At 40.0% G+C, this 16,679-nt stretch carries 16 protein-coding genes; 3 read left to right on the top strand and 13 right to left on the bottom strand.

The annotated features are described in order from the left end of the window. Window positions 1-366 precede the first annotated feature (366 nt). From AN619_RS00080 to AN619_RS00115, 8 genes are all read right to left on the bottom strand, one after another. The gene (locus AN619_RS00080; protein ID WP_068553842.1) at window positions 367-1,338 is read right to left on the bottom strand and encodes an acyl-CoA dehydratase activase; all 972 of its coding nucleotides are present in this window, start codon (window positions 1,336-1,338) and stop codon (window positions 367-369) included. Between the two features lie 18 nt (window positions 1,339-1,356). Continuing rightward, the gene (locus AN619_RS00085) at window positions 1,357-2,457 is read right to left on the bottom strand and encodes a 2-hydroxyacyl-CoA dehydratase (RefSeq protein WP_068553843.1); all 1,101 of its coding nucleotides are present in this window, start codon (window positions 2,455-2,457) and stop codon (window positions 1,357-1,359) included. Further along, window positions 2,414-3,448, bottom strand: coding sequence for an acyl-CoA dehydratase activase-related protein (locus AN619_RS00090; protein WP_068553845.1), 1,035 nt, complete (start codon window positions 3,446-3,448; stop codon window positions 2,414-2,416). Before AN619_RS00090 ends, AN619_RS00085 begins: the two co-directional genes overlap by 44 nt. Before the next feature lie 465 nt (window positions 3,449-3,913). Next, on the bottom strand, window positions 3,914-4,057 hold the full coding sequence (locus AN619_RS15755) for a hypothetical protein (RefSeq protein ID WP_157064842.1): 144 nt from the start codon (window positions 4,055-4,057) through the stop codon (window positions 3,914-3,916). A gap of 365 nt (window positions 4,058-4,422) precedes the next feature. Beyond that, complete coding sequence (locus tag AN619_RS00100) at window positions 4,423-5,892, bottom strand: aminotransferase class I/II-fold pyridoxal phosphate-dependent enzyme (protein ID WP_157064843.1); 1,470 nt, start codon at window positions 5,890-5,892, stop codon at window positions 4,423-4,425. Window positions 5,893-6,123: 231 nt separating this feature from the next. Continuing rightward, entirely contained in the window at window positions 6,124-7,236 is a 1,113-nt protein-coding gene (locus AN619_RS00105; protein ID WP_068553849.1) for a M20/M25/M40 family metallo-hydrolase, read from the bottom strand. Between the two features lie 153 nt (window positions 7,237-7,389). Next, window positions 7,390-8,958, bottom strand: coding sequence for an AbgT family transporter (locus AN619_RS00110; protein ID WP_083524883.1), 1,569 nt, complete (start codon window positions 8,956-8,958; stop codon window positions 7,390-7,392). A 725-nt stretch (window positions 8,959-9,683) separates the two neighbouring features. Next, window positions 9,684-10,886, bottom strand: a complete 1,203-nt coding sequence (locus AN619_RS00115; RefSeq protein WP_068553851.1) for a SpoVR family protein — start codon at window positions 10,884-10,886, stop codon at window positions 9,684-9,686. 218 nt (window positions 10,887-11,104) lie between these two features. On the opposite strand from AN619_RS00115, the gene AN619_RS00120 reads away from it, so the two are divergent. Then, a complete protein-coding gene (locus tag AN619_RS00120; RefSeq protein ID WP_242867251.1) occupies window positions 11,105-11,557 on the top strand; it encodes a DUF3189 family protein in 453 nt (150 codons plus the stop codon). Between the two features lie 7 nt (window positions 11,558-11,564). Here AN619_RS00120 and AN619_RS00125 read toward each other — a convergent pair whose 3' ends face one another. The 5 genes from AN619_RS00125 to AN619_RS00145 all read right to left on the bottom strand — a co-directional run bounded on the left by AN619_RS00125 (window position 11,565) and on the right by AN619_RS00145 (window position 15,133). Further along, window positions 11,565-11,837, bottom strand: coding sequence for a metal-sensitive transcriptional regulator (locus tag AN619_RS00125; protein ID WP_198153198.1), 273 nt, complete (start codon window positions 11,835-11,837; stop codon window positions 11,565-11,567). Window positions 11,838-12,000: 163 nt separating this feature from the next. Then, window positions 12,001-12,474, bottom strand: a complete 474-nt coding sequence (locus tag AN619_RS00130; protein ID WP_068553856.1) for a DsrE/DsrF/DrsH-like family protein — start codon at window positions 12,472-12,474, stop codon at window positions 12,001-12,003. Window positions 12,475-12,485: 11 nt separating this feature from the next. Next, window positions 12,486-12,710 carry a sulfurtransferase TusA family protein gene (locus AN619_RS00135; protein ID WP_068553858.1) on the bottom strand — a complete coding sequence of 75 codons (225 nt, stop codon included), beginning with the start codon at window positions 12,708-12,710 and terminating at the stop codon, window positions 12,486-12,488. A gap of 110 nt (window positions 12,711-12,820) precedes the next feature. Next, window positions 12,821-14,473 (bottom strand): FAD-dependent oxidoreductase, encoded by a 1,653-nt coding sequence (locus tag AN619_RS00140; protein WP_068553860.1) that lies wholly within the window; start codon window positions 14,471-14,473, stop codon window positions 12,821-12,823. Window positions 14,474-14,794: 321 nt separating this feature from the next. After that, window positions 14,795-15,133, bottom strand: coding sequence for a hypothetical protein (locus AN619_RS00145; protein ID WP_068553862.1), 339 nt, complete (start codon window positions 15,131-15,133; stop codon window positions 14,795-14,797). Between the two features lie 249 nt (window positions 15,134-15,382). Between AN619_RS00145 and AN619_RS00150 the strand changes: the two genes are divergently transcribed. Together AN619_RS00150 and AN619_RS00155 are read left to right on the top strand one after the other, a co-directional pair. Beyond that, window positions 15,383-15,820, top strand: coding sequence for a rhodanese-like domain-containing protein (locus AN619_RS00150; protein WP_068553864.1), 438 nt, complete (start codon window positions 15,383-15,385; stop codon window positions 15,818-15,820). A 351-nt stretch (window positions 15,821-16,171) separates the two neighbouring features. Beyond that, a complete protein-coding gene (locus AN619_RS00155; RefSeq protein ID WP_068553866.1) occupies window positions 16,172-16,558 on the top strand; it encodes a ferritin-like domain-containing protein in 387 nt (128 codons plus the stop codon). The last annotated feature ends 121 nt before the right edge of the window (window positions 16,559-16,679 follow it).

A 16,679-nucleotide genomic window follows, 5' to 3' on the forward strand; every position in this document is an offset into this window, starting at 1 on the left:
TGACAATCCAGGGGATACCCCTTGGACATCAGAACTTAGCTTCAAAAGGCTTCGTATCTGTCTTAGAAGATTTTCTCTGGAAAAACTTGTTTTCTCCAAAACCGCATTAGATCAAGAAGTAGAGAAAAATACATCCGTAAAAGATGCTATACTTTCTATTGCTTCATAACAGTATTAAGGTGAAACTTTAAGGAACTTTAAGGGTTTTCTTTTGTGCAAAACTATAGTAATAAATAAACCTAAAAAAAATATTCCTGCAGCACAAAACATAGCGGAAAATTCTATTGAACAGGAAACCCAACCCGAAGAGTTTTTCCACAAATCGAAAAAATGTTAGGGATTTTCCCTAACATTTTTTCTTATCTTCTATATGCTCTTCACGCTATTCGTCCATTTGGCGCACTTATCTCCCCACATGGCTGCTGTTTCTCCATTGATTTCAATTTTGATGACTTCACAGAGGTTGCTGCATCCGGTGCATTCAAAGCTGGATGGCGTAAAAGCTATATCGGCAGCTTCAAAGCCCCTAAATTTCGTTGACTCCCCCGTATGTTGCATATATTCTTTGGACAAGATTGCTGCTCCCAAAGCACCCATCACATCAAAATACTCGGGAACGATCACCTTTTCTCCTAATTCCTTTTCAAAGGCTGCCCTAATTCCTACATTGGCGGCTACCCCTCCTTGGAAAACATAGGGGGGCCTTAGTTTTTTCCCACGTCCCAAATTATTGATATAGTTCCGCACCAATGCCTCACACAGGCCATTGATAATTTCTTCCTTTGAGAACCCAAACTGCTGTTTCGAGATCATATCTGATTCAGCAAATACAGTACAACGACCCGCAATCCTTACCTTTCTCTTAGCCCTTAGGGCATATTCCCCAAATTGCTGGATGGGAAGCCCTAACCGCTCCGCCTGATGATCTAGGAAAGAACCTGTCCCTGCAGCACAGACCGTATTCATGGCAAAATCCGTAATTAAACCATTATTAAGAAAGATAATCTTTGAATCCTGTCCTCCAATTTCGAAGATTGTATTAGCACCCGGCACATAATGAATGGTTGCTGTAGCATGGGCTGTAATCTCATTTTTTACCACATCTGCACCTACCATCATGCCGATTAATTGCCTGCCGCTGCCGGTAGTCCCAACACCGGAAACGATATATTTTCCATCCATATCTTTTCTCAAATTTTTAATCCCGGCTTTTACTGATTCCAAAGGCTGTCCATTTGTCCGAATATACTGTTTGGATAATACCTGATTGTTTTCATCAATGGCTACGATGTTTGTACTTACAGAACCCACGTCAATACCTAAATATACCTTATCCATGCCATGTCCTCCACATCTCTAGGATACTTTCCATCGTCTGTTTCTTTTTTTATTTCGAATCAAATCCAAGAACGCCTCTATACGCGTTAAATTATTGGCAATACCTGTCTGTTCATCCAAGGCAATGGTCAATACCGGAATTCCCAAGTCCTCCATTAACTTGGGCATAATGCTCTGGGAAACAAGTTCCGGCAAACAGCCAAAGGGCATTAAATGAATAATTCCATCGAAACCCTGATCATAATAATCCACAATATGACCCATGGTTTCCTTAGCATGTCCGCCAATTTGTATCTCAATATACTTTTCACCCTTCTTCAATATCTCTTCTTCATGGGATTTGGAAAAAGGTTTTGGAATCATATTGTTTTCAATCCAGTGGGAAAGATAATGGCCCCTTCTCACCTCGCAACCAAGGCCCCCTAAGGTTTCCTCCATCTTCATATTGACAGCCGATTCCATGACCACATAAATTTCTCCCACAATGCCAATTCTGATCCTCTGTTCTTCCGGCACCTCCACAATGGCTATGCCGTCAATCAAAGCTTGACACCGCTGTCTCGCTTCATCCAAATCTTTTTCCGAGTTTACTCCATCATAAATTTGCTGAATATTTTCCCAAATCCTTGTACAGTCTCCCTTTTTCACTTCATAGGCTCTTTTCGTCTGCAACTGCATCTCGAATTGGTCCATATCCTTGGCCACTTGGTATAACAGCTTCAATATGCGCCAGAGCTTTAACCAAGAGTTATCTCCTTTCAGCTTTTTCACATGGTGCATAAAAGTTGCATAATCTCTTTTTATCGAGTCAAATACCCACACATCCACATGATAACCAAGATTATTTAGGATTCTCTTGTGCATCTCCCCATAAAATCCTGCCCTGCATGGACCGTGTCCTCCCGAAGTCAAAATCACCTCTGCGCCCATCTCCAAGGCTTCTAGATAACTCCCCATAATCACTTTCATAGGGAAACAGGCAAATTCGGGACTATGTTTTACACCAAGGTCAATGGTTTTTTGGCTAGGCTTTGGAGGTGATACGGGTTCATGTCCCAACATCTCGAGCAGTTTTCTATAAACCAGTGTTGATCCCATATAGGGAAAGGTTACCTTCATGATGCACACCTCCTGACACCATTTTTTTTCTTCTTATCATATCCACAAACGCTTCCACCCTTGTTTGCAAATGACTTTCTCCCGTGTGCTCATCAATACGAACGGTCATAAAAGGCTTTGCGAATCTACCGGACTCCAATTCCATAATTTTGCCGATCATAGAATCCGGCCCACAGCCAAAGGCCGTTACCTGGATAATTCCATCCACCCTTGGATTATGATAGAAGTGGTATCCTGCCCCCAAAAGTTTATTGCTGAAAGTCCAGAACAACTTCTTGCGCATAAATTTGATACTATCGTAAATTTGTCTTTCATCCAACATTTCAAAGGTGAGTATATTTACATTCAATTCCTTTAATTTATCAATTATATCCATACTGATAAAAGGGTCATATAAGTCATAGACATAACCCATGAGTCCAATGGTAATTTCTCCATTCTTAAATACTGGCTCTTGGGATAGGTTTTTCTTTCCTTCAAAAACATCTAGGGCATCCGTCAAAACATATCCATTTTTGCTGAGAGCCCTGACACGTTTCCATGCCTTTTCTGCTTTTTTCAGTGCCCTATTTAAATCCCACGAACTGATTTTTAGAATATCCTTCATTTCCCGATAAAACTTGGGATTTGAAATATTATCGCTGTCGGATTCTATTTTGGGACTTAAAATCTTATGAAGCGCCCCTGGTACAGTATATTTGATCATATCCGGCAATCCCATAAACTTTGGACAAAAATATTCCTTATTTGCAATAGAAACCATTCTTGGTATAAATACATAGTCGACGTCTTTCACAAGCTGTTCCACATGGCCTGTGAAGACCTTCATAGGGACACATATTTCCGGAACGGAAAATTCTATGCCTTTGTTGACCACTTCCTTTGTTGTAGGACCAGATACGACAACTTCTGCCTTCAATTCTTCAAAAAGCGTCTTCCAAAAGGGATAATAATAATGATACAAAAGTCCTCTCGGGATTCCCACCCTCATGTTTTCCATCTCCTCATCCGATCATGGTGAATGAATACTCTATCCAATACTTATGACTGCAAAAATTTTTTTATTCTCTGTGTTCCCTTCAAATTATATTATTTTTCATGAGGATAATCCAAGGTCGTTTTTACCGTTTTTTGACCCCTTCCGTTCTATTTGTTTCACTTATAAAAATCATATCTTCCCTGTATTCTTTCTCTTGGTTTATAATGTTAAATCTTCTAATTTTACTGCCAGAATGCATTTATCCTACCAAAACCATTTCATGTACATACTTATCATTTTATAACCTTTTTTGAAAATTTTCCTATATAAAAAACAAATACATCTGTATAAGTTTTTGTGATAGATCATTGAACAAGAAGCCCTATCTGCCATCAATTTTTGCAAAAGGAATTTTATTGCCATGCATAGGCAAAAAATTGTATTAAAAAAGGATGCATTCCATGCACCCTTCATTCTTTAATACTCTTCTCGTATTTCTTCCAGCTTCCACCCTTTCAGGCTCAGCTTCCACTTATAAATTTGTTCCTGCCATCTGGAGCGAAAATGCTTCTCCTTAATATAATACAAACATCCTCTTCTCAGTTTATACCTTTTGACCATCTATATCCTCCAAATCTACTATAGCAAATGCAGAACGTTCCAACTGCGGCTTCAGCATCGCTTTTCCCCATTTAGCCATAATCCCCCAATTTCAGCATTTACTATTACAGTATTATCTATCACAGTAATTCCTAAGACACGTATATAAGTATATAACGAAAATATTTTTTTTGAAATTCTAGAAAATCATTGGTTTTTGCTAAATTCTCTTGTCTTATTCCTTCTTGCCCCTATAAGTCTTTCTTTCTTTTTGAAAGTATTTTTGTCTGTAATTTTCGGCACTTTTCTAGGAATTTACTTGCAACCATACGGACAAAATACCTCCATAGGGAACCCCCCTATGTCTCCAACATAGAGGGGTATTTCTATCTGCGTTCATTCATTCCCAGAACCTTGATATAATTCACATAGGGATCTTCTGTTCCCTGGAGCAAACTTTCCTCTTCCTTCAATACCTGAATATATTCCACAATCTCTTTGCTGATTCTTTCCCCCGGTGTTACAACAGGAATCCCGGGAGGATAAGCCATAATGGATTCGCCGCTGATTTCACCAATAGCCTCTTCCAGCTTTACAACACGCTTTTCACTGTAATAAGCATCCCTAGGAGAAACAATGATGTCAGGATTCTTCAATATTCCCTTTGTAAGTCTCACCTCTTCATTCCTTCGGTACCTTACCGCAATATCCTTAAGAGCATTTACCAAAGCTTCTACCGATTCCTGGGTATCTCCAAGACTGACAATGGCAAGGACATTATACATATCTCCCAGCTCTGTCTGGATGTTATATTCATCTCTCAAAATATCATATGCTTCAAAACCCGTAAGGCCGATATTTCTTACATTTACACCCAGCTTCGTTTCATCAAAATGATGTACTCCCGGTGTACCAATCAATTCTTTTCCAAAAGCATATAAACCGTCAATTTTATTGATTTCATCCCTTGCCCACCGGCTGAGTCTTAGTACCTCCGTAAGCATTTCCTCTCCTCTTGTGGCCAGTTGCTTTCTGGCAAGGTCTATGCTTGCCATTAATAGATAGGAAGCACTGGTTGTCTGGGTCAAATTCAAAGTTGTCTTTACTGTTTTTGCATCCACAATTCCCTCCCTTAGCAGCAGCAGAGAGCTTTGAGTAAGGGATCCTCCGGTTTTATGGGTGCTTACAGCACACATGTCTGCCCCTAATTCTATGGCGTCCGGTGGCAACTCGGGATGAAAATTCATATGGGCTCCGTGGGCCTCATCCACAAGAACAGCCATGCCGTATTTGTGGGCAGTCTTTACAATGGCCTTGATATTAGAAATGGCGCCATAATAGGTCGGGTTTACCAAGAATATGGCCTTGGCATCAGGATGTCGGGCAATTGCGCTTTCTACGCTTTCTACGCTGACACCCATGGCAATCCCTAAATCTTCATTGACTTCCGGCTGTATATATATTGGAATAGCACCACTTAGGATCAATGCTGTCACGGCTGACTTATGCGCATTTCTAGGAAGGATGATTTTATCGCCGGGTTCGCAAACGCTCATGATCATCGCCTGCACCCCTGCCGTCGTACCATTGACCAGAAAAAAAGAGTGGTCTGCATAATATGCATCTGCTGCCAATGCTTCTGCATCCCGAATAACGCCGATAGGATTACAGATATTATCCAAACATTTCATGGCATTTACATCCAGCTCCAGCATTGTAGAGCCAAAATACGCTGCCATTTCCGGTATGCCCTTTCCATGCTTATGCCCAGGTACGTCAAAAGGTATAACATTCCGCTTATGGTACTCCACCAGTGCCTCAAAAAGAGGTGCCCTGTTCTGATCAAGTGTTCTCAACTGTATCACGTCCTTCCTAAAATTTATTATTGAATAATTATCCACAAAAGTTGTATGTTCAAAATGCCAATAGATATATTAAAATATATTTTTTCAAAAAATGCAATAGTTTTTTTGAAAATATAACACTGTCCAATTCAGGCATTTACATGTATTGTATCCAATTGTTTGCAAAAAGAAACATCCTTCCAAAGAAGGATGATAGCTTGTAGACAAAGCCTTGAGATTTTGCTATGCCACCGTCTGAATAATTTCTAATATCAGCTTTGCTGTATTTACTAAGTCTTCTATTCTTAAATGTTCTTCCAGCGTATGGGGTTTTCTCTCTCCTATCCCCAAATTTACCGCTTTAATGCCATGGCTGTTCAATATATTGGTATCACTGCCTCCTCCTGTGGAATCGGTAAAGGCTTTCAGTCCTAACCCTTCGCACGCCTTTTTCACAATGTGAACAATCTCGTCATTTTCATCGATGACAAAGGCTTTATACATCCTTTCCGTTTCAATTTCCACTTGAGCCCCAAATTCTTCTGCAGCCTTTTTCAGACATTCAACCATATGGGCCGTTTGTCTGTCCAGTTTCTCATTGTCTAAACTTCGCGCCTCTGCCTTAATTTCCACTTCAGGACAGACGATATTTGTAACCTTTCCTCCCTGAATAACACCTATATTGGCTGTCGTTTCCTCATCAATCCTTAAAAGATTCATCCTTGTAATGGCCGCAGCAGCTACCTGAATAGCACTGATTCCTTCCTCCGGTGCAACGCCGGCATGGGCGGGTTTGCCAATGATTTTGGCGTTGATTTTGTCCTGGGCAGGCCCTTTGATCACGATTTGTCCCGGATCTCCACCACTATCCAATACAAAGCCCATCTTAGATTCTATTTTGCTATAATCAAGATTTTTAGCCCCAAATAATCCACCCTCTTCGTAAATGCTGAATACAACTTCGATAGGGCCATGTTTCATATGATTTTCTTTGATTGTCCTGAGGGCTTCAACTACTGCTGCAATCCCTGCCTTATTGTCTCCACCCAAGATCGTCGTACCATCGCTATAAATGACATCCTCACGAATCACAGGCTTGATGCCTTCCCCTGGTGATACTGTATCCATATGGCAACTGAAAAGAATGGGTGCTGCATCTGTAGTACCCTTTAGTTTTGCGATCACATTTCCCGTATTGGAACCAACCTTTTCTCCTGCATCGTCTATATATACCTCCAAGCCGATACTTTTCAGTTCCTCACTAATAAATTTTGCAAAATCACCCTCCTGCTTTGTAGGACTGTCAATTTGCACATACTTTAAAAACTCGTTTACAATTCGCTCTCTATTAATCATCTTTTTCCCTCCAATTAATTTTTAGCCTTGCTACATCCTATCTGGCGCTCTACCTGCTTCTTATCTCCGTTACTATTCGATTATCTTATCATATTTTCCTTCATTGTCGTAAAGGATATACACAAAAAGGCACCGAAAGGTGCCTTTTTGCTACTACATTGGTAAATACATACCTGCTCCCGGGCCAATCGGCAAGCCAAAGAACGACCAGATTACCAATAAAATTGTCCATCCTACCAAGAAGATGATAGAATAAGGCAGCATGGTTGAAATTAAAGTACCGATTCCTGTTTCCTTATCATATTTTTGAGCAAAAGCAATAATTACGGCAAAATATGACATCAGCGGTGAAATGATATTCGTAGAGGAATCACCAATTCGATAAGCAACTTGCGTAAATTCAGGGGAATATCCCAACTGCATCAACATTGGCACAAATACCGGTGCCATAATGGCCCATTTTGCCGATGCAGAACCGATGAACAGGTTGATGAAGGCAGATACTAAAATAAATCCTATAATTAACGGAAAACCTGTCATTCCTGTTGCCTTTAAGAAAGCAGCACCTTTTACTGCCAAGATTGTGCCCAGATTTGTATAGGCAAAGTATGCAACAAACTGAGCCGCCGCGAAGGCTAACACCAAGTATCCTCCCATGGAAGCCATGGCCTTGCCCATAGCGCTGGCCACATCCTTATCATTTTTGATGGTTCCTGCAAAGATACCATAGGCAGCTCCAGGAACTAAGAAGAACAACATAATAATCGGTACTAAACCATCCATAAAGGGCGAGTGCCCCATAATCGTTCCTTTTTGAGGATCTCTTAAAATGCCGTTAGCAGGTACTACTAACAGGGCAATCAATACAGCAAACAAAACAATGGAAATCAGTGCTGCTCGTAAGCCCTTCTTTTCAGCAGCTGTTAAATCATGTAAATCCACTTTCTCATTTCCTTTGTATTCCCCAAGTCTTGGCTCAACAATTTTTTCTGTAATCCAAGTACCTAAAATTGTAATAAGAAATGTAGATACAATCATAAAGTACCAGTTCGCCGTCGGTGCCACAGCATATCCAGGGCTTACCAATTTGGCAGCCTCTGTGCTGATGCCTCCTAATAATGGGTCAACCGTACCAATGAGCAAGTTTGCACTAAATCCACCGGAAACCCCGGCAAAAGCCGCTGCAAGGCCAGCCAATGGATGACGCCCAAAGCTTAAGAATACAATTGCTCCCAATGGAACCAATACAACATAACCTGCATCCGATGCAATATTTGACATAACCCCTGCAAATACAACTACTGCAGTAATCAGTCTCTTTGGTGTACTTAATACTAATTTTCTTAATAATGCCTGAATAAGTCCTGTTCCTTCTGCCACGCCAACACCTAACATTGCCACAAGCACTGTTCCTAAAGGTGCAAAGCCGGTGAAATTCGCCACGGCCTTTGAAAACATGTAGCGGATACCGTCTGCATTTAATAAGCTGATTGCTTGTACAGTTGTCAACTTCACCTCATTCGTCGTTCTGTCTACCATATTGAATTCCACAGAAACGCCCGCTGCCGCTGCAATATGAGAAATAATTGCTACAGCAATACTAAATAAAACAAAGATCGTTACCGGATGGGGCAGCTTGTTTCCTACCACTTCAATCATATCAAGAAATCTTGCAAATAATCCTTTTCTTGATGATTGCACAGCTTGTTTTGCATTTGCCATCAATTTCTCCTCCTTCTGTGATTTAAGATCGTGATTCACTTTTCTGACAATTCAAAGCTTGGGATTTGTGCCAGGGTTGAAAATAAGAATGGATATTCATGCTTTCCATTATTAGGAAAACGATATCCTATAAGGGCGTGCAATTTATATATTATCATATTTATTCCATTTTGAGCATTAACATATGTTAATATTTGTTTTAAATTATTTTAATATTTTTGCGCGAATGCTCTTTGTTTTTTCATTATTTCAATTTTAGATGTTCTAGGCTTCTTCACCCCCTCATGGTACTTCGGAAAGGCTTTAAGAATACTATAAGGTAGAGGGAGGTGCATCAATTCATGTCCAATAAAGGCACTGCTAAAGTCTCGCAAGATAGTCTTTTGTTCTTTTTTTTATTATTAATCCTACTCTTTAAGGATACACCCTACTGTCTTGAACATCCCACCAGCTTTTTCTTATTTTTTCTTTTGCTGGTTGCATTGTTTGGTATGTATTATCTATAGCACAAAAAACGGATGCCGATGTCAGCATCCTTCAGTTTGTAGAAAAAGTAATAGAATAAGTAAGAACCCTTGAGATTTAGGCTTCGTCGCAAATCAGCAAGCCGCTTTTTTCCTCATTTTTTTATTTAGAAAAGCGGCCCAGGTCTGAGCAGGAAGCCAAATCTCAAGGATTTGTCTACAAGCTAACGGATGCCGATGTCAGCACCTTTTATGATAGGTTCACTTTCCTTCTGTTTTGATGGCAATAGATTTACATTCATTACAAAGTACCAATTTATTGATATTGTTAAACTTTGTCTTAATCATGACTTTGTTGCCCCATAGGTTGACCATATGCTTTAAAAATTCAAAAACGTATTCCTGCTGCAACTCCCGATAATCCCACAGGTGTTCTAATAGCAGGGTCCCGTCCTGTACCCTAACTCCATTAACCCTGATCATAGGGATCCTTCTTTGTCCTGCGACATCCAGAAGATTCTTTTTCAACATCTCCCATGCATCTTTTTCAGCCCTTCCATTCTCCTGCAAATCACCTGCTCCTTTCAATCGTCTGTATATATCCCAGTCGAAATACCTTTCAACAAAAGATACATCCCTTTCTCTTTGGCAAATTTGAAAAATTTCCTTAGGGCCATAGGTTTCATCGATCTTTTTGAACAACATATATGCCATTTTTTCTAGCGTAAAAGATTCTGTGCTTCTATAAAAAACAACATTATGCATTCTCTTGCATTCTTCCCTGAGCTCATCGGGCAAAGCTAACTGGTTTAAAATTTTCTCGTACCAATAACCGGCCCATCCCTCAGCCATGATCATGGTTTCCAGTTGAGGCAGAAAATAATGTGTTTCCTTTTCTACAATTTTTAAAAGCTCTTTTTGCCAGTCAGACAGATTTCCCTGTTCCATCATAAAATGAAGCAGTTGATTCCCTTGAAAACGTGCCGCATGGGCTCCTGCCAAAATTTTTTCTACCTCACCAGAACCGATTTTTTCATTCTCCATACAACTTTGAATGAATTGATGATGCCCGTCAAATTGGCGCAAAATATCCCGCCCGTCTCCTATCGTCCTAAAGATTTTGTTACGTTTTACAAAGTCGTTATATGCATATAGATGAATCATTGCAAAAAGCGTTTCCGATAAAGTGTTTTCCCTAAGCAGATATGCTCTTTGGGGCAGTGCATAAAGAGCCTTTTCATTAAAAAAACGCTTGCAATCTGATAGGCTAAAAATCTGCTCCTTTCCGCTGAAACGCCAATAGGGCTGCAGGAGAGGCAATCCCAAATGCACCCGATATACAAAAAATTCCTCCTTATCCAACAATTCAAATTCCTGCGGATAAAAATCCAATCCAAAAGTTGAAGCTGCTAAAGCAATTTGTTCATTCCATTGGCCATCATCATATATTGCACACACTCCCATATTTTCCTCCCTCATTTATCTTCAAATTTTATATCTTTCATTTGGTCATCTATAATATATATCATATACATCTATATGTAAGACGGCTCACAGATATGGCAATTTCCTTTTCAGCCTAAGAAAAATCATCTATGGGTAAGTATAGTTTTTAGCAGAGGACGAACACTAATATTATTGATTTTTTTCATCATTTCTCAAGGTAGGTGATATTTTTGTATGTGGTTTATCATGATGTGGGCGGCACCCATTCTACCGTCATTGCTGCAGCAATTCATCTAAACCGCTTGCCTATGGACATACTTCCTTCCATGAAAGATATATTGGATGTTCCTTTGTTTGACAAACTGGAAAAGAAAGATCAGGGCCGACTCATCTATCATGGGCAGGACGAATACGGAAATCAAATCTATACCATCCATAGACAATATGTTCCCCAACTGATTACCAATGCCATTGGAAGCGTATTCGACATGGTCGGCCGTGATAGAAAAGAAATCCTCTTTGTAGATACCTCCGTTGCCGTAAATAATCTGATGCGCATCGGCGGAGGCAGCTCCAGGCGTTTAGGGCTTGTTGCCTTTGGCAGGCCTTTGGTAGCTTATGGTACACTAAAAGCCTATCCTAAAATTGTTGCCGTTGTACAAAAAACAAAATTAAAAGTAGCACCTTAACATCGTGCTACTTTATAAATTTTACAATGGTATTCAACACTTTTTCTATTTTTTCTTTTTCTACCTTTTCCCCTTCCTCTGCATGGATAAGACAATCCTTGGCATGTTCCTCCAGAATCACCAACCCCACTTTGTGAACGGAGGCCTTAATGGCTGCAATTTGAAGCAATATATCATCGCAAGGCTTGTCTTCTTCAATCATCTTTTCTATGCCAGCAATATGGCCTTTAATCGTTCTCAGCCTGCCGATGATATCATTCTTTGCCTTTTCTTTTGACACAGAAACACTCCTCTCCTTGACCATATCTATTAATTCTATTTTGCCACAAAATCACTTTTAAAAAAAGAAATTCTACGGTAATTTTTCAATATACAGAGATATTTTATATGATGAAAAAAGTGGCTGATCAAATTTCAACCACTTCTTTTCCTGTTGCAAAAATTTATATAAACAAGTTCACATTTGCCTCGTCAGATTCTCCTAAGTAGGTAGCTACTCCGGCAAACTCTATTCCATCGATTAATTCCTCTTCTTTAATGCCCATCACATCCATGGACATGGTACAAGCAATCATTCTTACACCCATGGCCTGAGCACTTTCAATCAATTCCGGCAAGCTGTTTACATTTTTCTTTTTCATAATTTGTTTCATCATCACGGCTCCCATGCCACCAAAGTTCATTTTGGATAAGCCCAATTTTTCTGCACCTCTTGGCATCATCCATCCAAACATTTTTTCCATAAAATCTTTCTTTACCTTTATCTTTTGGGCCTTTCTTAATACATTTAAACCCCAAAAGGTAAAGAACATGGTCACTTCGCTACCCATGGCAGCGGCACCGTTGGCAATGATAAAACTTGCCATCACCTTATCCATATCACCGCTAAATACAATTATCGTCTTTTTATCTGCCATAATTTCTCCCCTTACTTTCTAAGGATTTTTGCATAGATTTCTGTTTCGCTTTCTACAAGCTCCAGCATTTCATTTCCTGTTTTTTTGCACCAGGCTTGTATATCTTTTGCAAAACCCCTGTCTGTAACTTTTACATGGATAATATCTCCCGGTTGTGCCTCCTTTGCAGTCTTAAATACCTGCATAATTGGCCCGGGACATTGCAAGCCTTTACAGTTTAGATTGAATTCAGCCATTTTTTATTCCTCCTTTATAAATAAACCATCATAATCGTACTTCCTCATTTGATAAAATGCACCGTCAAAAACTTTATCTGATTTTTGCTGTGCATTTCACCTTGTTCCCCTTATTCCTTTTCATAAGGGTAGGCATTTGTACCTCCCTCTAAAATCTTGACATTCTCAAAGCCCAATTCCTTTAATTTCAAGTAGGACAAATATGCATTTTTACCGATTTTGCATACCAATACGATCTCCTTATGTTTGTCTAGTGCATGGGCCCTCATGTATAGCTCTCCAGAAGGGATATTGACAGCTCCGGGGATCGTTCCGACCATAAAGGAACCTTCATCTCGAACATCCACAATCTGTACCTCATGGAGCCTGTTCTTTAACTCTACGGGGTTGATACCTTGCACCCTTCCCGTCAGTTTGTTTCGCAATACATTGGCTGCCAGAATTGTTGATGCCATAGCCGTAGAGAAAGGCGGCGCATAGGCCAAATCAAGCTTTTCCAAATCCTCTACCTTTGCCCCAAAGGTAATGGCTGTTGCAATAATATCCATAGGCTTATCCACCACCCCTTCTCCAATCACCTGGGCGCCCAGAATTTTATGGGTTTTCTTGTCCACAACCAACTTTGTGATGATTTCCCTATAACCGGGGTAATAGTGGGCCCTGTCGTTGGCAGGAACCAAAGCTGTCTCAACCTCAAAACCGGCCTTCCTTGCATCTCTTTCGGACAATCCTGTTTTTCCCGCATTGAGTTTGAACAATTTTACAATGGTCGTTCCCAATACACCCTTCAGGCTATCCTTTTCTTCATTGGCAATATTGATGCCTGCGACCCTTCCCATTTTATTGGCCGTGGACCCCATAGGATACCAGGCAGGCTGTCCTGTAATTAGATTCATGTTTTCTGCACAATCTCCCACAGCATAAATATCCCTTTCACTGGTTTCCATATATTCATTTACTCTAATGGCTCCCGTAGGCCCCAATTCCAGGCCAATTTCCTTGGCCAATTCTGTGTTAGGTCTTACTCCTACAGACATGATCACCAAATCCGCTGCAATCTCCCTCTTGTCTGTAATTACTTTGGAAACCCTTCCATCTTTCCCTTCCAAGGAAAGAACTTTTTCGCCCGTGTAGATATTTACGCCCTTATCCGCCATGTAATTTTGCGCATACAATGCAATTTCTTCGTCAAAGGGCGGCAGAATATGGGAAATAAGTTCTACAATAGATACTTCAATGTTTTTTTCATGAAGGTTCTCTGCTACTTCCAGACCGATAAAACCGCCGCCTACGACTACAGCCTTCTTCACGGCTCCCTGATCTACCAGCTCTCGGATTGCTAAAGCATCATTTACTGTCCGCACAGAAAATACACCCTTTAGATCTCTTCCTTCAATAGGTGGTATAAAGGGGGATGCCCCTGTGGCAATGACCAGCTTATCATACTTATATTCCTTTATTTCTCCTGTTGTCATATCCTCTACTTCCACTGTCTTTGCTTCCTTATGAATTTTCAACGCTTCATGTTTCGTCAATACATCAATGCCCGTCAACAGTTTAAAATCCTCCGGTGTTTTCACAACTAATTCCTTCTTTTCCTCAATGACACCGCCAATATAATAAGGAAGACCACAGCCTGCATAGGAGATATATTCATCCCGCGTCACTACAACAATTTGTGCTTTAGGATTTTCCCGCTTGATTTTTGCAGCAGCTTTGGTACCTGCCGCAACTGCTCCAATTACCAGTATTTTTTCACCCATTCCCATCCACTCCTATTTTTATTTTGTCAGTTCATTCAATGCATCCAATAAACGTTTAACCTCCACACCATACATCCTGCAAGCATATCCTATGCTTTTATAAAGGGCACCCCCTCATCCAAAACATCGAATTCCAAAATCTTTAAATATTTTTTCCCCTTCAGGATATTTTGCTAAAACATCGTAGATAATCATATCTTGTGTGATCATGCTTTTCCTTCCTTTCCCTATCCCCCTGGGTAAGGGGTATTTCTATTATTATATTATTCTTTCTTTGACAAAAAGTCAACAAAAAAATTAGAGGCTTTCTGCCCCTAATTTTTAGTAATACGCCCAAGGTCTTCTTCTCCTTGGAAACCTTCTCCTATCCAATAGCTCCCGGATCAGCAGGATTGCAATCAAATCTCGCAGTAAATTCCTCTGGGAACCAAATCCGTCAGGTGTACGATACATTTCATCCTCTTCCATCTGCCCATATACCTCATCTACCATGCGATCAATGATCTCTCTTTTTGGAAATGGATACATTCTATGGTTATAGGGATGATCCTCTCGATCACAGATCCTGCAGACATGGGGATAAATTCTGTGATAGATTTCCGGATACATTCTTTCTACTTCCATTTCATAGCAGGTCCAATAACCATCATAGGGATACAAACGCTTTCCTCCTTCCTATCCATCATTAGGTTAACCGCCTATTTTTATCATATGTTCCTTCCTGCCATTGGTGCTTACAGGACTCCTACTTTTTTTACGTTAAATTTCCATATTATTTTTTAAAATTCTCTATCATTTTTTTCCCTTTCTGCCAAGGGAGGACAGGAAGGCATCATAAATTTCAGTAATAAAACCCATAAAATATAAATATATTATTAGTACGAGACAAGGTAGTGAGGTGATATCCCCATGTTAAAGGTGTTTATTTTTAAAAAACGGACTTTATACATAGCACTTGCAGTACTTCTAACACTGATTCTTAGTATAGCAATTTGGATGAAGATGTCAGGTTCAGATGAAACATTCTCAGAAACTATAAAATACGCCTATAAGAAAGTATCTCCGGAACAGGCGAAAATACTTATAGAAAAGAATGAGGGGGTCGTAATACTGGACGTTCGGGATGAAAAGGATTACGCCCACGGACACCTTCCTCAGGCTACCCTCATCACCTATCGGGACTTAAAAAGGAGTTTAGCTGATTTTGACAGGGAAAAAATATATATGTTGTACGGTGAAAATGACCGAGACAGTGCCAAGGCAGCCCAAATTATGGCAAATAACGGCTTCCCAAGGGTTTACATCCTCAAGGGCGGTATCGACAAATGGCCTTACGAAATTGAGTGAGACTGGAATACAGTCTCACTTCATTCTGTAGAAAAAGTAACGGGATAAGTAAGAACCCTTGAGATTTAGGCTTCGTCGCGAATCAGCAAGCCGCTTTTTTCCTTGTTTTTTATTTAGAAAAGCGGCCCAGGTCTGAGCAGGAAGTCAAATCTCAAGGGTTTGTCTGCAAACTGGGTGAGACTGGAATACAGTCTCACTTTTTTCTTGTCGAATATTTATCATCTCCTATGCATTCCTAAAAAATCACTTCGATTGCCTATTATTTGCGAAACCCTTGTGTTTTATTCAGAAAAAATGGGTATTGATATTGTATAAATTCTATTGAAAATTGCCTAAGAGGAGGGATATCCCTTGGAAAACACTGCCGTCAGTATCATACAATATGCTATGGAGATGGAACGAAACGGTCAAAGATTTTATACCCATTTTAAAGACCAGGTAAAGGGTGAAAAAGCAAAAAAGGTCTTTGAAGGTCTGGCAAAAGCGGAGGAAGAACATTATCAAATCCTGAAAGAGGCGTTAGAAAATCTGCTAAGGGAAAATGCCTGGTCCCAAGGCGATCCGTTGCCTTTGGAACAAGCTAGTATTTTTGAGTTAGTAAAGGAAGAGGAAAATCTCTATCCGAGCAGACTGGAATCGGATATTTCCGACTTGGCCATTATGCGTATGGCGTATTTGATTGAACATGATTTTGCTGAATTCTATCGAAAATCCCTAGATCGAATAAGGGATCTATAGTTTTGCACTTTTTAAATAATTACCAAAAATTGACGTAATAATTTGCAAAATAAAAGAGGAATATATGTACACAATACCTCTAATCAAAGGAGTGAAGCTTGTGTACATTTATATTCCTCAA

It is taken from the genome of Thermotalea metallivorans, assembly GCF_001562415.1.
GTDB lineage: Bacteria > Bacillota > Clostridia > Peptostreptococcales > Thermotaleaceae > Thermotalea > Thermotalea metallivorans.